16 protein-coding genes are annotated in these 17,785 nt (G+C 67.4%); 7 read left to right on the forward strand and 9 right to left on the reverse strand.

Going from position 1 to position 17,785, the window contains the following annotated elements; all coding sequences use genetic code 11:
• The first annotated feature begins 25 nt into the window (after positions 1 to 25).
• A complete protein-coding gene (locus tag ACFO0G_RS16340; RefSeq protein WP_286401661.1) occupies positions 26 to 664 on the forward strand; it encodes a winged helix-turn-helix domain-containing protein in 639 nt (212 codons plus the stop codon).
• Complete coding sequence (locus ACFO0G_RS16345) at positions 657 to 1,346, forward strand: SRPBCC family protein (RefSeq protein ID WP_376978907.1); 690 nt, start codon at positions 657 to 659, stop codon at positions 1,344 to 1,346. Before ACFO0G_RS16340 ends, ACFO0G_RS16345 begins: the two co-directional genes overlap by 8 nt.
• 37 nt (positions 1,347 to 1,383) lie before the next feature.
• On the opposite strand, the gene yczR is transcribed toward ACFO0G_RS16345, so the two are convergent.
• Positions 1,384 to 2,880, reverse strand: coding sequence for a MocR-like transcription factor YczR (yczR, locus tag ACFO0G_RS16350; protein ID WP_286401665.1), 1,497 nt, complete (start codon positions 2,878 to 2,880; stop codon positions 1,384 to 1,386).
• A gap of 60 nt (positions 2,881 to 2,940) precedes the next feature.
• Here yczR and yczE point away from each other — a divergent pair, with 60 nt between their 5' ends.
• Positions 2,941 to 3,561, forward strand: a complete 621-nt coding sequence (gene yczE / locus ACFO0G_RS16355) for a membrane protein YczE (RefSeq protein WP_376978909.1) — start codon at positions 2,941 to 2,943, stop codon at positions 3,559 to 3,561.
• A gap of 17 nt (positions 3,562 to 3,578) precedes the next feature.
• Here the strand turns inward: yczE and ACFO0G_RS16360 are convergent, their stop codons facing one another.
• From ACFO0G_RS16360 to ACFO0G_RS16370, 3 genes are read right to left on the reverse strand one after another with little or no spacing between them, the layout of a single operon-like run.
• Positions 3,579 to 4,409 carry an Fpg/Nei family DNA glycosylase gene (locus ACFO0G_RS16360; protein ID WP_376978911.1) on the reverse strand — a complete coding sequence of 277 codons (831 nt, stop codon included), beginning with the start codon at positions 4,407 to 4,409 and terminating at the stop codon, positions 3,579 to 3,581.
• Positions 4,402 to 9,564, reverse strand: coding sequence for an Lhr family helicase (locus ACFO0G_RS16365; RefSeq protein ID WP_376978913.1), 5,163 nt, complete (start codon positions 9,562 to 9,564; stop codon positions 4,402 to 4,404). Before ACFO0G_RS16365 ends, ACFO0G_RS16360 begins: the two co-directional genes overlap by 8 nt.
• A gap of 59 nt (positions 9,565 to 9,623) precedes the next feature.
• On the reverse strand, positions 9,624 to 11,183 hold the full coding sequence (locus tag ACFO0G_RS16370) for an FAD-dependent oxidoreductase (RefSeq protein ID WP_376978915.1): 1,560 nt from the start codon (positions 11,181 to 11,183) through the stop codon (positions 9,624 to 9,626).
• 200 nt (positions 11,184 to 11,383) lie between these two features.
• On the opposite strand from ACFO0G_RS16370, the gene ACFO0G_RS16375 reads away from it, so the two are divergent.
• On the forward strand, positions 11,384 to 11,848 hold the full coding sequence (locus tag ACFO0G_RS16375; RefSeq protein WP_376978966.1) for a DUF4383 domain-containing protein: 465 nt from the start codon (positions 11,384 to 11,386) through the stop codon (positions 11,846 to 11,848).
• Positions 11,849 to 11,979: 131 nt separating this feature from the next.
• Here the strand turns inward: ACFO0G_RS16375 and ACFO0G_RS16380 are convergent, their stop codons facing one another.
• Positions 11,980 to 12,393 (reverse strand): DUF4232 domain-containing protein, encoded by a 414-nt coding sequence (locus tag ACFO0G_RS16380; protein WP_350310815.1) that lies wholly within the window; start codon positions 12,391 to 12,393, stop codon positions 11,980 to 11,982.
• Here ACFO0G_RS16380 and ACFO0G_RS16385 point away from each other — a divergent pair.
• Complete coding sequence (locus ACFO0G_RS16385) at positions 12,386 to 12,637, forward strand: hypothetical protein (protein ID WP_350310816.1); 252 nt, start codon at positions 12,386 to 12,388, stop codon at positions 12,635 to 12,637. The two genes, ACFO0G_RS16380 and ACFO0G_RS16385, sit on opposite strands and share 8 nt — an antisense overlap.
• 148 nt (positions 12,638 to 12,785) lie before the next feature.
• Here the strand turns inward: ACFO0G_RS16385 and ACFO0G_RS16390 are convergent, their stop codons facing one another.
• On the reverse strand, positions 12,786 to 12,995 hold the full coding sequence (locus tag ACFO0G_RS16390; protein WP_376978968.1) for a hypothetical protein: 210 nt from the start codon (positions 12,993 to 12,995) through the stop codon (positions 12,786 to 12,788).
• A gap of 213 nt (positions 12,996 to 13,208) precedes the next feature.
• Here ACFO0G_RS16390 and ACFO0G_RS16395 point away from each other — a divergent pair, with 213 nt between their 5' ends.
• Positions 13,209 to 13,556, forward strand: coding sequence for a hypothetical protein (locus tag ACFO0G_RS16395; RefSeq protein WP_286401676.1), 348 nt, complete (start codon positions 13,209 to 13,211; stop codon positions 13,554 to 13,556).
• A 72-nt stretch (positions 13,557 to 13,628) separates the two neighbouring features.
• On the opposite strand, the gene ACFO0G_RS16400 is transcribed toward ACFO0G_RS16395, so the two are convergent.
• Positions 13,629 to 14,312, reverse strand: coding sequence for an NADPH-dependent F420 reductase (locus ACFO0G_RS16400; RefSeq protein ID WP_376978917.1), 684 nt, complete (start codon positions 14,310 to 14,312; stop codon positions 13,629 to 13,631).
• A gap of 76 nt (positions 14,313 to 14,388) precedes the next feature.
• Positions 14,389 to 14,991, reverse strand: a complete 603-nt coding sequence (locus tag ACFO0G_RS16405) for a TetR/AcrR family transcriptional regulator (protein WP_376978919.1) — start codon at positions 14,989 to 14,991, stop codon at positions 14,389 to 14,391.
• A gap of 82 nt (positions 14,992 to 15,073) precedes the next feature.
• Between ACFO0G_RS16405 and ACFO0G_RS16410 the strand changes: the two genes are divergently transcribed.
• Positions 15,074 to 15,853: an SDR family NAD(P)-dependent oxidoreductase gene (locus ACFO0G_RS16410; RefSeq protein ID WP_376978921.1), complete on the forward strand. Its 780-nt coding sequence runs from the start codon at positions 15,074 to 15,076 to the stop codon at positions 15,851 to 15,853.
• A 104-nt stretch (positions 15,854 to 15,957) separates the two neighbouring features.
• Here ACFO0G_RS16410 and ACFO0G_RS16415 read toward each other — a convergent pair whose 3' ends face one another.
• Entirely contained in the window at positions 15,958 to 17,754 is a 1,797-nt protein-coding gene (locus tag ACFO0G_RS16415) for a thiamine pyrophosphate-dependent enzyme (RefSeq protein WP_376978923.1), read from the reverse strand.
• Positions 17,755 to 17,785: the final 31 nt, after the last annotated feature.

Here is a 17,785-nt window from a genome sequence, read left to right on the forward strand (position 1 = left end):
ACTTGTCGGTTGCCAGACTGAAGGCATGCAGGACATCGCAATCATCGAGGACCCGGCTGCGGCCGAGGCATCCCTTGACCCCATCCGCACGCAGATCCTGCGCGAGCTGGTCCAGCCGGGCTCAGCCACGCAGCTGGCGGTCCGCGTGGGCCTGCCACGGCAGAAAGTGAACTACCACCTCAAGGCCCTGGAGCGGCACGGGCTGGTTGAGCTGGTGGAGGAGCGCCGGAAGGGCAACGTGACGGAGCGGGTGGTGCAGGCCACGGCGGCGTCCTACCTCATCTCACCCACCGCGCTCGCGGCGGTGTCCCCCGACCCGCGGCGGTTCGCGGACCGCTTCTCCGCCTTCTGGCTGCTGGCGCTGGCGGGACGGATGGTCCAGGAGGTGGGCAAGCTCCTTGCCGGCGCCGCTGCTGCCAGGCAAAAGTTGGCCACGTTCGCCATCGACGGCGACATAACCTTCCGCAGCGCCGCTGACCGTGCCGCTTTCGCCGAGGAGCTAGGCGTGGAAGTCACGCGTCTGGTGGACAAGTACCACGACGGCGGGGCAGCACCCCAGGGGCGGAGGCACCGGCTCGTCGTGGCGCTGCACCCTGCCCTCAAAGAAACCAATGCCCCCAAGGCAGCCAACCAAACAGCAGGCAAGGAGCAGGACAATGACTGAGAACCGAGACTTCGAAATCGTCTACGACACTGAACTTCCCGCTACTCCCGAGCGGGTCTGGGAAGCCGTCACCAACGGGACGCCGGCGTGGATGTTCCCCACGGACCAGTGGCCGGACGTCAAGACCGTGGAGGAGTACCCCCGCCACCTGGTGTCCCGGATGGACGGCCCGGACGGCTGGTTCAACCAGCTGGAGCACGTCCTGGAACCGCTCGACGGCGGACGCGCCCGGCTCCACTACGTCCACAGCGGCATCTTCGCGGACAACTGGGACCAGCAGTATGACGGCGCCAGCCGCCACACCGGGTTCTACCTGCACACGCTGGGCCAGTACCTGCAGTACTTTGACGGGCGGCCCGTGGTCTTCACCGACATCCAGGCCCCTGCGGCCTCCCAGGAGCCGGGTGGGTTCACCCTGCTCCGTGACGCGCTGGGCGCCGGTTCCGGGCAGGGGGCGCGGATTGACGTGGAGCTCGACGGCGTCGGCCGGCTTGAGGGCGAGGTGGACTTCTCCAACGAGCACTTCCTGGGCATTCGCACCGCTGACGCGATGTACCGGTTCTTCGGCCGCAACGCGTGGGGTGCCCCCGTGGGCATGACGGTGCACGACTTCAGCGGCGCGGGTGATTCCGAGGCAACTGCCAAGGCGTGGGGTGGATTCCTGGAGCGCGTGTACGCGTAGCTCCCGCTTGCCGTTCCGGCGAGTCCGGTGGTGCCGGTCACGCGATGGCGACGGCGGGGGCCTGGGTCAGAGACTGCCGGAGCTGGGGTGCGGCGTCGAGTTTGTCCTGGGCCGCCCGCAGCGCCAGGACCGCGGTCTCAAGCTTGTCGGGCGGAAGGGTGAAGGGCAGCCGCAGGTTGCGTTCGAAGGCGCCGCCAATCCCGAAGCGCGGACCGGCTGCAAGCCTGAGGCCAAAGTCGGGTGCCAGCACTGTCAGGGCCGTGCTGATGGGTCCGGGCAGCCGGCACCAGACGGAGAGACCGCCCGGCGGAGGCGCCACCTGCCATGTCGGGAGGTGCTCGGCGAGGAAGCCGAGCAGTGCGGACCGGTTGCGGCGCAGCGACTGCAGCAGCGCGGGCAGTGGTTCCTCCAGTGCCCGGACCAGGTGGGCTGCTGCCAGTTGCTCCATCACAGGGCCGCCAAGGTCCAAGGTGGTACGCGCGGCGGCGAAACGCTGGATCATTGGTTCCGATGCCCGGATCCAGCCAGTCCGCAGGCCGCCCCAGTGGGATTTGCTCAGCGACCCTATGGACACCACGCTGCTGCTGAACCCGGCAAGGGGAGTTGTGGCAACGCCGTCGAGATTAAGGTCGCGAAGCGTCTCGTCTGCCACCAGCACGGTTCCTGCAGCTGCGGCCGCGCGCGCCAGCCGGCGGCGCTGGGCATCAGGCATGATCATGCCCGTGGGGTTATGGAAGTCCGGGACCACATAGGCAAGCTTTGGCTGTTGCTGCGCCATGGCGGATTCCAGCGCGGGCAGGTCCCAGCCGGACGCTGTGAACGCCACCGGGACCGGGCGGCACCGTGCGGAGCGGATGGCATCCAGCGCGTGGGGGTAACTGGGATGTTCCACCAGCACCCGGTCCTGCCGGTCCGTCAGGGTGCGGATGATGATGGTGAGGGCGTGCTGGGCACCGGACGTCACCATGATCTGTCCCGGCTGCGTCGGCACTCCGGCGGCTGAATACCGGTCCGCGACCGCCTGGCGCAACGGCAGCAGCCCCAAGGCGTCGTACCCGAAACCTGGGAGCAGGGCAGGAAGTTCCGTCAGGGCCGCGGCGAAGGCCCGGTGCACCACCTCGCCGCTCGCGGGCAGAGCGGAGTATGCCAGATCGATGAGTCCCCCGGGCGCAGCCAGCCCGGGCGCGCTCAGCCCTGGCCCCGCCGAGGGGCTGGCGGTAGGCGGCTGGGGGCCGAAGAGTGCCGGGCCGAACGGCGTCAGTTCAGGGATGCGGGTCTTACCGCGGCTCCCTTGCCCGCTGCTGAGGAATCCCTGCTCCCGGAGGCTGGCGTAGGCCGCGGTGACGGTGGTGCGGCTGACCGTCAGGGCTGTGCACAGTGAACGCTCGCTGGGGAGGGCTGTGTCGAGCGGGATCCGGCCATCGAGGATGAGCAGGCGCACCACGTCGGCCAGTTCACGATAGGCCGGGCCGGTTCCGCTGTTCCAAGGGCCAAGGAGGCGGGACAAAGCAAGGGCACTAAGCGCGGCAGCCATGTAGCCAGTATTTCAGACTGGATATGTAATTCCATGCCAGTTGGCTGCGAACATGATTTTATGATGACCCGCAGACTGATCCAGCTCTTCACCGGCCTCGCCCTCTACGGCATCTCCCTGGCCATGTTCATCCGCGCCGGACTGGGCCTGGATCCCTGGGACGTGTTCCATCAGGGGCTGGCCAACCGCACCGGGCTCAGCATCGGCCTTGTGGTCATCATCGTGAGTTTCCTGGTGCTGTTGCTGTGGATCCCGCTGCGGCAGATGCCTGGATTCGGGACCCTGTGCAACGCCATCCTGGTGGGGGTGTTCGCGGACATCGGGCTGGCACTGCTGCCGCCGGTGTCCCACCTGGCCCTGCAGATTGTGCTCCTCGCGGGGGCCGTGCTGGTAAATGCCGTGGCCTCAGCCTGCTACATTGGCGCCGGCTTTGGCCCGGGCGCCCGCGACGGCCTGATGACCGGTCTGGCCCGCCGTACCGGATGGACCGTCAGGGTGTCACGCACTCTCATTGAGGTGACAGTGCTGGCGGCCGGGTGGCTGCTGGGCGGTTCGGTGGGCGTGGGCACGGTGGTCTACGCCCTGGCCATCGGCCTCCTGGTGCATGTGCTGCTGCCGCGTTTCACGGTGGCTGCCGCGCCGCGGAAATCCAGCAGTGAAAGCAGCGCCGCGAACTGTTGACGGCCCGCTGAACGACGTCAGGTAGGAGCCGGCTGGCACTTCGGGCAGAAGTAGATGTCCCGCTCCTCTTCACCGTTGGGCTTGCCCAGGAGCCCACGCCGGATGGGTGTGCGGCATTCCAGGCACGGCTGGCGTTCCCGGCCATAGACCCAGTAGCCGGGCCTGCCGGCCATCCTGCCCACCGGCATGCCCCGGGTGTTGAGGATGGTGACGCGGCGGCCGGGTCCAAGGTTGACCTCCAGGAGCTGCTTGGCGTCGGTCATCATGGTCCGGACGTCGGCCACCTCGGAGACAGGCGTGGCGGGATGCGTTCCTGACAGGAAGCACGCTTCGCAGCGGTAGATGTTGCCGATGCCCGCCAGGTTCCGCTGGTCCAGGAGCGCTACTCCGATGGGGACTTCCGGACGGGAGCGGATGCGGCGTTCCGCCTCGTCCAGGTCCCAGTCCGGGCCCAGGAGGTCCGGGCCGAGGAAGCCGACGATGGCGTCTTCGTTCGCTGTTGCCACCACTTCCACAATGCCAAGCGAAAAGCCGACGGCGTCCGCCACTGCCGTGCGCAGCACGCACCGCGCGGTGAAGCCCGGCTTCCGCCACCTGCCGCCGGGCGGATAAACCTGCCACGCGCCTTCCATCTTCAGGTGTGAATGGATGGTGAGTCTCTTGTCCTCCGGGCTGACCACCCGCATCAGCAGGTGCTTGCCGCGGGGGACAACTTCGTCCACGGTCCAGCCGGCCAGGTTCAGTGTGGCGAACCGGGGCACGCGGAAGTCGGAGGCAAGCAGTGTCTGTCCGGCCAGGGCCTCGTGAAGTTGGTGGGCGGCCCGCCACACGGAATCGCCCTCAGGCACGGATCCTCAACCCCTTCGGCGTGGAGTAGGCACCGGCGGAGCTCAGGGCAGCAGCGACAGGGGTATCCAGGAGGTCGTGACCGTTCACCTTCTCCATGATCAGCTTGTCCACCGCCCCGCGGGTCACCACCCCCACCAGAGCAGCACCTGCTGCCGCCAGCACAGCGTCGTCCTGGCTGAATGCCAGAAGGGTCTTTCCACCGCGCTCCACATAGAGCACCAGGGCCCCGTCCACCAGCACCACCAGTGCCCCCGCTTTCCGGCCCGGCCGGTGCCCCGTGCCGGCGTCTTCCTGCAGCGCCGGCCAGGGTAAAGCCGCGCCATAGGGGTTGGCGGGATCGGTGGCGGCGAGGGCCAGGGCCACGGGTTCGCCTTTTGCCAGCTGGGTGTCCTCCGAGTAGGAGCGGAGCCGGTCCACGGTGGCGGGAACCGCGAACTGGGCGGCACCCAGGTGCTCGATGAAGTAGCCGCGGCGGCACCGGCCTGCTTCCTCGAGCCGTGCGAGCACCTTGTACATAAGCCCGAAGCCGCCCAGGATCTGTTCCGCCATGACCGATCCCCTGGTAACCACGCCGTAGCGGTCCAGCAGGAGTTCGGCGGTGGCACGGGCATGGATGGTGGGATCGAGTTCAGGCTCCGGAAGGGCCGACCAGCGGCCTGCCGCGGTAGGCGGTGTGGCGGCACCCTGCGTTCCGTACCGCCCGCCGGCCAGCCCGGGGGACCCCATCAGGCCGGTGCCATGGGAACGGCCCAGGCGGCTTAGCCGCGGGGCCCTGGCACGCGGCGCACGGGCCACTTGCCGGTGCGCGGTGTGGCCTCCGGCGATCAGGGCCCGGACAGGGGCGAAAGTGTCGCCGGTGATCCTCCCCGCCCACGCAAGGTCCCAGAGCGCAGCCACCACTTCCTGGTCGCCCAGGACGGCGTCCATCCCGCCGGCCACCTCCGTCAGTTGCCGGAAGAAGTACCCACCGCCGTTGTTGCGCAGGTGGTCCAGGAGCCGCTGTCCCGCGTCCCCCGGTTCGAACTCGGGCGCGGGGTTGAGCGTCAGCTCGGCCGAATCCGCCAGGTGCAGGCTTATCCAGCCGTCGTTGCCGGGCAGGGCGCCTGCGCCGGACCAGAGCACCTCGCCGGCGGCCATGAGTTCGTCCAGCATGGCGGGCTGGTAGTTGGACACGCGGGTGGCCAGCACCAGGGGCTCCCATGCCGATGCCGGGACGGGCACCCCCGAAAGCTGGTCGATGGCGGTAATGATGCCGTCCAGTCCGCGCAGCGAAGGTTGGCCGCGGCCACCGCCCGGCGTCCGGACGTGCTGCCACGCAGGCAGGAAGCGTCCGTAGGCGGCGGCATCCACCGGCTCCACTTCAGCGCGCAGGGCAGCCAGCGAACGACGGCGGAGCTTGCGCAGCACCTCGGCGTCGCACCATTCGCTGGCGATGGAATGCGGAATGTCCGGCGCGCGCGCTTCGGCGGGCGGCAGAGCCGTTTCGCCAGTTGGCTGCGCTGTTTCGTCGATCGGCGGTGCGCCGGCAGCACGGGCGGCCTCCGGCGGCCCGACTTCCAGAGGTGCGGCATCCGCCAGCGCTGATTCGGCCAGCCCGGCGGCCGTCGAGGTGACATGGGGGCGGAATTCGCCCTCAACGACGCGGCCGTCCGCGGCCAGCCGTTTCAACGCGGTTCCCACCACGGCCACGCCCAAACCGAGCCGGGCGGCTGCCTCGGCCGCCGTGAAGGGGCCGTGCGTCCGTGCGTACCGGGAGACAAGATCACCCAGGGGATCGGCAACCGGTTCAATGAAAGCCAACGGCACCCCCATGGGCAACGGCACGCCGATGGCATCCCGCAGGCGCGCTGCATCTTCGACGGCGGCGAAGCGCTCAACTCCGCCGATGTTGACCTTGATGGCACGGTTGGCACGCTGGAGGGCGGCGAGGTGGGCTGCCGCTTCTGCCACGGTGGCTGCGGGCATGGGCCGAGGCCCGGCTTCAGTATGCCCCGGGTCGTCGCCTTCACCGCGCGGCTCCGGAGCTGGAGTGGCCGCGTTTCCGGCCGGCCCCGGCGCCGTAGTTTCCTGATCGGCCTCCGCCGCGCCCTGCAGCCGTGCTGCGGTTTCCTCGGGCGCCAGCGGACCCAGCAGCCGCAGCAGGTCCGCGACGCCTTCCATCCCGCGTGCCCTGCGGTCCGGCGCCAGGCGCTGCAGCTCGCGTTCGGTGGCGTCGATGACCTTGGCGTCCAGGAGTTCGCGCAGCTCCACCCGGCCCAGCAGTTCGTTCAGGAGGGTGGAGTCCAGCGCCAGGGCGGCTGCGCGCCGTTCCGCGAGCGGGGAATCGCCCTCGTAGAGGAACTGGGCCACGTAGCCGAAGAGCAGGGACTTGGCGAACGGTGAAGGCTGCTGGGTGGTGGTCTGCAGGATCCGCAGTTCCCGCCGTTCCACGGATGCGGCGATGTCCTTCAACGCCGGCAGGTCGTAGACGTCCTGGAGGCATTCGCGCACCGTTTCCAGGACGATGGGGAACGTTGGGTATTTGCGGGCCACATCCAGCAACTGGGCCGACCGCTGGCGCTGCTGCCACAGCGGCTGCCGCTTGCCTGGGGTCTGCCGGGGCAGCAGGAGTGCGCGGGCTGCACATTCGCGGAACCGCGACGCGAACAAGGCGCTGCCGCCCACCTCGGCAGTGACGATCTGCTCCAGTTCCTCCGGATCAAAGAGGAACAGTTCAGCGCCCGGCGGCTCGTCCTCCATCATGGGCACCCGCAGCACGATGCCGTCGTCGGCCGCCATTGCCGAGCCGTCCAGCCCGTAGCGCTGGTGGAGCCGCTGCCCCACGGCCAGTGCCCACGGCGCGTGCACCGGCATGCCGAAGGGGCTGTGCAGGATGACGCGCCAGTCGCCCAGTTCGTCGTGGAACCGCTCCACCACCAGGGTGGTATCGCTGGGGACTACCTCCGTGGCCTGTTTTTGTTCGGTGAGGTACTGGATAAGGTTGTTCGCCGCGAAGTCGTCCAGCCCGCTGGCCTTGCACCGCTCCGCTGCAGGGCCGGCGTCGGAGGCCGACAGCTCGCGGACAAACGCTCCCAGCGCACGGCCCAGGTCCACCGGCCGCCCCAGGGAGTCACCCTTCCAGAACGGAAGTTTGCCGGGTTGCCCGAAAGCGGGGGAGACCAGGACGCGGTCGTGTGTGATGTCCTCGATCTTCCAGCTGGTGGCACCCAGGGCAAAGACGTCGCCCACCCGGGACTCGTAGACCATCTCTTCGTCCAGCTCGCCCACGCGACGGCCGCCCTTCGGGGCACGCGCCGGTTTTCCGTCCTCCGCAGGGGACTCCGCCCCTTCCTGCTCGGTGCCGATGATGTAGACGCCGAACAAACCGCGGTCCGGAATGGTGCCGCCGGACGTGACGGCCAGGCGCTGGGCGCCCGGCCTGCCTTCGATGGTGCCGGCGTTGCGGTCCCAGATGATTCTGGGCCGCAGCTCGGCGAACTCGTCAGAGGGGTAGCGGCCGGCCAACAGGTCCAGGGTGGCCTCGAATGCTGAGCGCGGAAGGGAGGCAAAAGGTGCCGAGCGCCGGACGGTGCTGAACCATTCCTCCACATCGATGCTGCCCAGGGCGGTGGCGGCCACAGTCTGCTGGGCCAGGATGTCCAGTGGGTTGGCCGGAATGCTGAGGCGCTCAATCTTGCCGTCCAGCATCCGTTCCACGGTGATTGCGGTGTGGACCAGGTCCGCCCGGTGCTTGGGGAAGAGGACGCCCTGGGAGATCTCGCCCACCTGGTGCCCGGCCCGGCCGACGCGCTGCAGGCCGCTGGCCACCGAAGGCGGCGACTCCACCTGCACAACCAGGTCCACGGCTCCCATATCGATGCCGAGTTCCAGGGACGACGTGGCCACCACACAGCGCAGCCGCCCGGACTTGAGGTCATCCTCGATGAGGGCGCGCTGGTCCTTGGAGACGGAACCGTGGTGGGCGCGGGCCAGGACAGGATCCGCACCGGCGGAGCTTCCGGCCTGGGCCATCATATGGGCGGGCGTGGCGGTTGACGCGGGAATGCCCGACGCCGTTGCCTCCCGGGTACCGGACGCACCCGCGTGCCCTTCCGGACTGGGGTCGTCCCAGCCGCCACCCACCGCGATCAGCTGGCGTTCGGCGTAGATTTCGTTGAGCCGGGCCGTCAGGCGCTCGGCGAGGCGCCGGGAGTTGGCGAACACGATGGTGGACTGGTTGGCCAGCACCAGGTCCACGATCTTTTCTTCCACATGCGGCCAGATGGATGCCTGCGGTTGGAGCCCGGAGGCTGGCCCGGAATCGAACGCTCCCGCTGCCCCCTGCAGGTCTGACATGTCCTCCACGGGTACGGAGACGGTGAGGTCCCAGTTCTTCCTGGCGGGCGGGGCCACAATTTCCACGGGGGCCGAACCGGCAAGGAACTGGGCCACGAGTTCCTTGGGTTCCACCGTGGCGGAAAGCCCGATGCGCTGCGCAGGTTTGGGCAGCAGCGCGTCCAGCCGTTCCAGCGAGACAGCAAGGTGGGCGCCGCGCTTGGTGCCGGCCACGGCGTGGACCTCGTCGATGATGATGGTGTCCACCTCGGTAAGGGTCTCCCGGGCCTTGGAGGTGAGCATGAGGAACAGGGACTCGGGGGTGGTGATGAGGATGTCCGGCGGGTTGCTCAAAAGGGCACGCCGGTCCGCCGCCGGCGTATCCCCGGACCGGACCCCCACCGTGATCAGCGGCGCGGGAAGCCCCAGCCGCTTGGCTGTCTGGGTGATGCCGATCAAGGGGGACCGCAGGTTGCGTTCAACGTCCACGCCCAAAGCCTTTAGGGGCGAAATGTAAAGGACCCGGGTCTTGCGTTTGGGCGCGCGGACACGCTTTCCCTTGACGGGCGTATCAGCTGCGACGGGTTCAGGGGCTTGGGGCGCAGACGCCAAGAGCCGGTCCAGTGCCCAAAGGAAGGCCGCAAGGGTTTTGCCGGAGCCCGTGGGGGCCACCACCAGCGCATGCGAGCCCGAGGAGATGGCGTTCCAGGCTCCTGCCTGCGCAGGTGTTGGCTCGGAAAACGCTCCCAGGAACCATTCCCTTGTAGGCCGGCTGAACTGGCCCATGGGTGCAGCCGCACCGGAAGCACTGCTGCCGGCAGGACGCTGTTCCTGGTTCATGCCTCCATCATGCCCCAAGCCACTGACAGTCAACTGCGCCCCATTCAACTCCACCCTGCTCAGGCAGTTCCGGCCTCCGGCAGGTCTTTGGTGGCGGGCCCTTCGAGCAACTGGCCCTCGTTGGTGAACCGGGAGCCGTGCAGCGGGCAGTCCCAGGACCGTTCGTTGTCATTCCAGTGCAGGATGCCGCCCAGATGGGTGCAGACTGCGGACAGCCGGCAGGTGATTCCGTCCACGGTGGACACTGCCACCGGACGGTTGCCGTCACGGTAGACCTTGCCCTGCCCTTCCGGTGGAGCGGCGGCATCGGACGGGCCAGCCGCCACAGGTGCCGGAGGAGCCTGATCCGTGCCGCGTTTCAGGCCATCGATCTTCCGGCCCCCGGCACTCACCTTTCCCCAGTCCGTGGCCATCCTGGCAGCCACGCCGGCGTTAAGCGTGACGGCGGAGAATGCACCTGCCGGCGATGTGATGCGGTGGTGGATGGTATCCGCCCAGGGCACCTGCCCGCCCAGGATGTCCGCGGAGATGCCCAGTGCGGCGGCTACGGCGTTGGTCATTCCCCACTTGTTGTAGCCGGTGCCGAAGTAGATTTGGCCCTTGCCTCGGGGGAGTTTGCCGAAGAACGGCATGAGGTTGGTTGGCATGTAGTCCTGCGCCGACCATGTATGGGTGGTGACGGCGCCGGGGTAATGCTTCCCGGCCCAGTCCAGCAGGCCTGCGAGGTGTGCCTTTTCGGACTCCGTGCGGCCTACCTGGTGCCCGTGTCCGCCCACCAGCAGCAGGTTCCTGCCGTCCACTTCGTAGTCGCGGAGGGAGTGGGTGGGCTGCTCAACGGAGATGTACATGCCCGGCGGAGGTGCCTGGTCCTCCTGGAGCTGGAGTGCGGCGGCATAGGAGCGGCTTGGCTTCAGCTTGGCGAAATAGAGGCCGCGGTCCAGGACGGGGATGCCGGTGGCCAGGACCACCTTGTCCGCTCTTACGCTGCCCCGGTCGGTCCGGACGGCGGAGGGGGAATCCCCGGTGACGTCGCGGAGGCGCACTCCGCTAACGATCCGTCCGCCCCGGCTGCGGATATCCGCCACCAGCGCATCCAGGACGTCCAGCGGGTTGATCTGGGCCTGGTTCCGCATGCGCACGGCACCGTGGACCGGAAAGGGCAGGCCGGCGTCGCGCACGTAGTCCACGTCCAGCCCGGCGGTGGTAGCGGCGCCGATCTCTTCCCGCAGCTTTTCGGTGCCCTGGGCGGAGGCGGCGTAGGTGTAGGCATCCCGTCGCTGGAAGGGCACATCCTGTTCCTCGAGGTAGCGCAGCAGCCACGACTGCCCTTCCCGGTTTCCGTCGACGTACGCCTGCACCTGTTTCCGGGAATACTGGCGGGCAAGCTGGGACAGGAACGTTCCCTGCAGCAGGGTTACTTTGGCCGTGGTGTTGCCGGTGGTTACGGCGCCGGGGTGGCGGGCCTCCAGTACCAGCACGCTCTGCCCGGACCTGGCCAGCAACAGGGCGGTGACCAGACCCGTGAGCCCGGCACCGGCAACCACAGTGTCGTACCTGGTGTCCGGTTCGAAAGGATCAGATGTAAAAGGGGTCCTGCGGTCCAGCCATATCGACGTCATGCCAGTCCAACCTGCCTCCGGTCCAAGGCCCTGACAGGCCACTTTGTGATGGGTCCGTTACTGACCCTTACTATCCGCGGCGGATTTGCTAAGTATACTTACGATGTCGGGGTTTAAGTCTACGGTCGAGCACCAATGGTCGTGCATCGCCCGGCAGCCAAAATGGACCAACGACACAAGCAGGAGACATCATGACAACCATGAATTCCGGCGGTCGCACCGCAGGCCGGACCAACATCCAAAAAGCCACCCTTGCCGTAGGCGTGGTCTTCCTCCTGGTGGGGGTCCTGGGGTTCATCCCGGGCATCACTTCCAACTACGGATCCCTGGGGTTCGCCGGCCACGGATCCGGCGCCCTGCTGCTGGGCATCTTCCAGGTTTCGATCCTGCACAACATCGTCCACCTGCTGTTCGGCATCGCTGGCGTCGCCATGGCGCGCAGCGCGGCAGCCTCCAGGAACTACCTGGTGGTCGGCGGCGCCATCTACCTGGTGCTGTGGCTCTACGGCTTGCTCATCGGCCAGGACAGCGGAGCCAACTTCGTGCCGGTCAACAGTGCTGACAACTGGCTGCACTTCGTCCTCGGAGTCGCCATGATCGGCCTGGGCGTGGCACTGTCCCGCGGGACGGCGCGCGCAGGCCGCACCAGCACGGCGGCCCGGTAACCATAACGAAGCGCGAATAAGCCAACAGGGCCGCCGTCGGGATGAAACCTCCGACGGCGGCCCAGGACTACCGAAGGCGGCCCGGCTTGATTGCCGGGCCGCCTTTCGCCGTATGGGGAGTGGTCGCCAGGTCAGGCGGGCTGGAACGCTCCGATGGAGAGCAGGGTGATATCTGCGTTGCTGCAGGCCGTCGTAGGCTGCGGGATGAACAGTGAGTCGGTGTCCTCCGGCGGGTAGATCCGGTAACCGGCCGCATCCACCGGTGAGCAGCCCTGGTAGTTACGGGCCTGCGTGTAGCGCAGCACCGCGGTGCCGGTCTGGCCGGGAGCCAGCAGGACGTCGACGACGCCGGCGGAGTCGTCCCGCGTTGCCGGGGCGCCGATCGGTTCGCCGGCGGCGTCCGCCACCAGGGAAACGCCGGGGAAGCCCCTGAGGATGCAGGGCTCGGAGCCCTTGTTGGTGAGGTTTAGCTTCATGTAGACGCTGCCCGCCGCGCCGCCGCCGGAAGCGTCGGTGGCGGCGGTGAGGCCCGCTGCCTTGCACAGGCCGGGTGCGCCGGCGGCTGTGGTGGCGGGGGCCGGGGAGGAAGGCGTGGACGTGGCCGGCGCCGAAGACGCCGGAGGTGGCGTGCTGGCCGACGGCGTGGCGGACTGGCTCGCCTGCCCGCTGCCCGAAGGTGAGGGCGACGTCGTCGTCTGGGACTGCGGCTGGCTTGGACCGCACGCGGTGAGCAACAGTGCTGCCGCTGCAGCCGCCGTCGTCATAACCAACCCCTGGGAAATTTTCTGAGACCTCATGGCACCACCTTCGCTGTAGCTGTTGCCCGCGTCAACGATGCCACATGCGGTAGCGGCAATTTGATGCCCGGATCGTGATGATCCGGACTTTCAATCGGTTTCCGGGCCCGTGCAGTAGTGGCAGTCCTCGGGGCAGTCCGTCATGCCGGCACCCCTGCCAGGTCGAAGCCGTCCGCGATGTGGAACAGGCGCCGGCCGCCCGCGGGAGCAGCCACCCACACCACGTCGCCGTCTTCTGTCCGGGCGTCCACCAGGCCGCTGAACACGGTGCGTCCATTACTCCTCAGTTCCACTGCATCACCGGTCTCGACGGTGTCCCAACGGACAGGGATTCTTGCGCGGTTCGTCATTGAAGTCACGGTTTTTCCTTTGAAAGCGTATGGCCGGGCGGCCGTTGCCGCACTGGTGATGCCATCAAACAGGGGCGCCCCTGCCCGGCTCAATGGAGGAATGGCCACCCTCGCGCGCCGGCCTTTGTGCACGACTCCAGCAGGGCCTGTGTCGGCGTGAAGGGGCCAGGGTTAGACTGCCTCCGTACGTGTTGGCGATCGAAGGAGAAGTTCATGGACTACACCGGAAGCCAGTCAGAGAAGGCCGTCCCCGCGGGAGAGCTGGGCCGCAGCCACATCGGGCAGACCATCAGTTTCCAGCCGAACGAGTTCACCATCGTATTCGGCAAGCTCGCCGGCATCGCCCGGACAGAGGCCATGGTCTACCTCTCCCTGACGGGGGTTGGAAACGGCACGCACCTGAAGGATGAATACGACCTGCCGGTGACCCATGAGGTCTTCGTTCCTGTGGACGTTATTTCCAATGCGGAGTCCACCATCAAGGACTTGTTCGGCAAGGTCCAGGAAAACCTGCGTGGAGCCGGCCACAAGGGTGGCGAGGACCGGACCGACAGGCTCTAGCCCGAACAAATAGACGGGAAGGCCGGCATGGATGTGTCGGCCTTCCCCTCTGTCTGTCCTGCTCAGTGCCGGCTACGCCGCGGGAATGAACCTAAGGGCCGAGTTCCACTGGAACTCCGGCAACTGCTCGTTGGCTGAGAGCAGGATGTTCAGGAAGCCTGCCTGTTCCAGCTGCTGGGCACGGCGGAGAGGACCGACAACGATGGGGGTCAGGCCGGCAGCGGAAGCGAAGCCGCTGACGGCAGCAACGGCGGACTCGTCATCGCCGGCAATCAGGACGTCAAGCTGCTGGCCATCCACTTCGCCCGCACCCAGGGTGGCGGCGAAGGTGGTGTTGAAGGCCTTGACCACCTTGGCCGGGGTGATTTTCTGGAGTTCTTCGGCAGCTGAACTGTCGGCGGGAACGGAGAGGCCTTCGAAGGTCGAGAAGTCCACAGGATTGGTGATGTCCACGTACACCTTGCCCTCGAGGCTTTCGCCGTAGCGCGACACAATGTCCTTGGCGGCGTCGAAGTAGACGGCCGGCATGACGATGGAACCGGTGACGGAGTCGCCGAGTACTCCGGTGGCTACCTGGCCGCCGAGTTCCGCGGCCAGGGCGTCGGCCTTGGACTTGTCTTCGTGGGCGAGCAGCTGGACGCTCTTGCCTGCGGCCAGGGCCCGGACTGCCAATCCACGGGCCATGTTGCCGGTGCCGATGATGGTGATGTCAGTCATGATGTTCTTCTTTCCAAAGAGGCGGGATAGGAAACTCACTGCAATCCTTTGTCGAAATGCTCTTACTTGAAGCTTCAACTACTGATTCTGGAAATCTATTCCCGCCGCGCCAACTTCAATCGGACGGAATCTGGAGGACGCTTGCCGCCGCCCGCAGGTAAGGGGCCGGATCCGGCCCGGTTCCCGCTGCCCAGTCCAGCCAGGCCTGGAAGGTGGCGGCGATGAAGGCTGCGGCAAGGTAACTGGCGGTATCATCCGGTACGCCCGCTGCCGTGAGGTAGGCGAGCGTCCGCCCGCGCTGGGCACCCAAGGCCTCGTAGCTGTGACTGAGGAGCTCGCCGTGCGCGGCGATGAGCCGCAAGCGTGCCCGGGTCAGTTCGAGGTCAGGCAATGCCGCCGATCCTGCGGTTGCCGCGCGGGCGAGGCGGGCGAGCGGGTCCCCGGACCGTACAGGTTCTGCGGCACCGGCGTCGAGGGCCTCCAGCGAAGCATCGAGGGCGGGTTCCATTCCACCCCACACCAGGTCGGCTTTGGTGGCGAAGTAACGGTACAGGCTCTTGCGGCCGACTCCCGCCGCTCGGGCGATATCGTCCATGGAGGTGTCGTCGTACCCCTTTGTATCGAACAACCGCGTGGCAGCGCGTGCAACGGCGTCCGGGTCGATAGTCGCGGGACGGCCCGGCGTCCCCACCTTTGAACCATTCACTGCTGCCTCCATCGCCGCCGTCCTGCCCGCCCTTCCATAATGACACCCTGTGTCATAAAGTGTGGGCATCTGGCTCGCAATTGGGAAGGACATCATGGGCAACGAAGCTTCATGGCAGGAAGTGGTCACGCAGGGCCGCTTCGCAGGCAAGACAGTCATCGTCACCGGCGCAGGTTCGGGCATCGGGAAGGCAACGGCGCTGCGGGTTGCGAAGGAAGGCGGCCGGGTCATCGCCGCCGACGTCAGCAAGGAACGGCTGGACGAACTGGTGGAGCAGAACCCTGGACTGGACCTGGTGCCGGTCGCGGGGGATATTTCGACTGAAGAAACAGTGGCCGCCGTGGTGAGCGCCGCTGGCGGGCGAGTGGACGCATTGGCCAACGTGGCAGGCATCATGGACAATTTCGCGCCCATTCACGACCTGGACGACGAGACCTGGGATCGCGTCCTCCGCATCAACGTCACCGCCCTGATGCGGCTCACTCGGGCAGTGTTGCCGCTGATGCTTGAAGCGGGCGCGGGCTCGGTGGTCAACATTTCCTCCGAAGCCGGCCTCCGTGGCTCTGCCGCCGGAGCGGCCTACACCGCCTCCAAGCACGCCGTGGTGGGGCTGACCAAGAATTCGGCAGTGATATACGGACCCAAGGGCCTGCGCTTCAACGCCGTCGCCCCCGGCGCCACCATCACCAACATCGTGGCCAACTGGGGGTCGCAGATGGCCGCCGAACGGCTGGGCCCGCTAATGCAGGCCAACATTCCCGCACCCGCCACGGCTGCCCAGCTCGCCGCGTCGATCACGTTCCTCCTCAGCGATGACGGCACCAACGTCAACGGCACCATCCTCGCGTCCGACGGCGGCTGGTCGGCGCTGTAGCCGGTGCCGGCGCTGGTGACCGGCAGTTAGGGCAGGCGGACGACGGCGGGAAGCCCCGCCGTCGTCCCTGTCACCATTTGCCTGTCCCCGGCCTTGCCCGGCTCCTAATAGGCCTTCACCCTCTGCTCCACGATGAGGTGGATCAGGGCGAACACGCCGTCCCTGTCGATTGCCGCCATGGCGGCGTTCAGGGCAGCGGGGACTTCCCAGTCCGCCGTGACAGTGATGCCGAAACCACCGAAAGCCCTGGCCAGCAGCGCAAAATTCGGGTTTTTCAGCTGCGTGCCGGACACGCGCTGCGGGTAGTGGCGCTCCTGATGCGTCCGGATGGTGCCATATTCCCGGTTGTCCATCACCACCACCAGCGGTGTGGCGCCGTACTGGGCGGCAGTTGCCAGTTCCTGCCCGTTCATGAGGAACTCGCCGTCCCCCGCGATGGTGACCACGCGGCGGCCCGGATCGGCCAGCGATGCCGCGATGGCGGATGGGACGGAGTACCCCATGGAGCCGTTGCGGGCGCTGAGCATGGAGGCGTAGCGGCGGGTGGGGAAATACCGGTGGGCCCAGTTGGTGTGTTCACCGGCCCCGAAAGTCACCACGGCATCCTCGGGAAGGCGGGGCACGAGGTTGGCCATCAGCGTGTCCATCCGCGCCTTGCCCGGAGCCGGCGCGGCCGGGGGGAGTGCGGCAAATTTCTCCTGCTCGGCGCGCATCCTGGCGGTCCACGCCTTCCACTCTTCCTTGACCGGCAGGCGGATCTCCTCGAGGTTCCGGACGAAGGCTTCCGGTTTGGCCAGGATTTGGCAGGAAACGGGGCCGGAACGGCCGCGCAGGGAGGGGTCTACCGTCACCAGGAAGTTCTTCTTGTCCCAGTCCTGCCGGCACACAAACCCGTCAGTGATCACGTCTCCGGGCACCGTGCCCACAAATATCAGGAGGTCGGTTTCCTCCAGCAGGTCGTAGGTGGGGCGGGGACGGCCGTACCCGATGGGTCCCACATAGGACGGCGAATCAAAGGAAACCGTTCCCTGCGTCCGCCATTCGGCAGCGGCGGGGATGTGGTGCCGCTCCAGCCAGGCGGTGAGCTGATCTGCCGCCTCCTGCGTCCAATCATTGCCGCCAGTGACGAAGAGCGGCTTGCTGGACCCGGCCAGGGCAGCCTTCAATGCCGCGGAATCGCTGCCGCTCATGCCGCCGGCCGCCACAGGAATTACGGGGTGCAGCGCGGGGCTGATTTGCTGCCGGAGGATATCCTCGGGCAGGCCCACAACCACGGGCCCGGGCCGCCCGCTCATGGCCGCGAACATGGCTTCGGCCACGATTTCCGAGGCCCGCTCCGGATGGTCCAGGACCATGACGCGTTTGGCGCCGGTATCGAACCACGACTTGATGTCGAATTCCTGGAACGCTTCCCGGTCACGGTGGGCAAAGGGGATCAGGCCCACGAAGAGCAGCATGGGCGTGGAATCCTGCCATGCGGTGTGCAGCCCGACGTGGGCGTTCGCTGCTCCCGGTCCGCGGGTGACCATCGCCACGCCCGGACGCTGTTGCATCTTGCCGTCCGCCTCGGCCATGTAGGCGGCCCCGCCCTCGTGCCGGCAGACGATGGTCTCGATGTCCGAATCGTGCAGCCCGTCCAGCACGTCGAGGAAGCTCTCGCCGGGAACCACGTAGGTGCGTTCCACGCCGTGGGCCGCCAGTGAATCGACAATCACGTGCCCGGCGGACTTGAGCTGGGGCTGCACACGGTCCGTTGGATGCGGGCGGAGCCGGGGCGCGAGGGTCCTGGGGATACCCTTGTCTCCTATGGGCAGTCCCGTCCTGGACGAAGGCGCGCGGCCGCCGTCAAGAACGTCAACCGTGTGGCGGAAATCAACCTCGTCATTGGGGTTGCTGGGCATGGGTGTTCCTTTCAAATCAGGGGAAGATCCT

Source organism: Arthrobacter sedimenti, from assembly GCF_042652025.1.
Lineage (GTDB): Bacteria > Actinomycetota > Actinomycetes > Actinomycetales > Micrococcaceae > Arthrobacter > Arthrobacter sedimenti.

Excerpts from the sequence above, each read along its gene's own strand:
- ACFO0G_RS16375 (WP_376978966.1), top strand. The coding sequence starts at position 11,384 with ATGAATTCCGGCGGTCGCACCGCAGGCCGGACCAACATCCAAAAAGCC.
- ACFO0G_RS16410 (WP_376978921.1), top strand. The coding sequence starts at position 15,074 with ATGGGCAACGAAGCTTCATGGCAGGAAGTGGTCACGCAGGGCCGCTTC.
- ACFO0G_RS16390 (WP_376978968.1), bottom strand. The coding sequence starts at position 12,995 with ATGACGAACCGCGCAAGAATCCCTGTCCGTTGGGACACCGTCGAGACC.
- ACFO0G_RS16340 (WP_286401661.1), top strand. The coding sequence starts at position 26 with ATGCAGGACATCGCAATCATCGAGGACCCGGCTGCGGCCGAGGCATCC.
- yczE (WP_376978909.1), top strand. The coding sequence starts at position 2,941 with ATGATGACCCGCAGACTGATCCAGCTCTTCACCGGCCTCGCCCTCTAC.
- yczR (WP_286401665.1), bottom strand. The coding sequence starts at position 2,880 with ATGGCTGCCGCGCTTAGTGCCCTTGCTTTGTCCCGCCTCCTTGGCCCT.
- ACFO0G_RS16395 (WP_286401676.1), top strand. The coding sequence starts at position 13,209 with ATGGACTACACCGGAAGCCAGTCAGAGAAGGCCGTCCCCGCGGGAGAG.
- ACFO0G_RS16415 (WP_376978923.1), bottom strand. The coding sequence starts at position 17,754 with ATGCCCAGCAACCCCAATGACGAGGTTGATTTCCGCCACACGGTTGAC.
- ACFO0G_RS16370 (WP_376978915.1), bottom strand. The coding sequence starts at position 11,183 with ATGACGTCGATATGGCTGGACCGCAGGACCCCTTTTACATCTGATCCT.
- ACFO0G_RS16405 (WP_376978919.1), bottom strand. The coding sequence starts at position 14,991 with ATGGAGGCAGCAGTGAATGGTTCAAAGGTGGGGACGCCGGGCCGTCCC.
- ACFO0G_RS16345 (WP_376978907.1), top strand. The coding sequence starts at position 657 with ATGACTGAGAACCGAGACTTCGAAATCGTCTACGACACTGAACTTCCC.
- ACFO0G_RS16365 (WP_376978913.1), bottom strand. The coding sequence starts at position 9,564 with ATGAACCAGGAACAGCGTCCTGCCGGCAGCAGTGCTTCCGGTGCGGCT.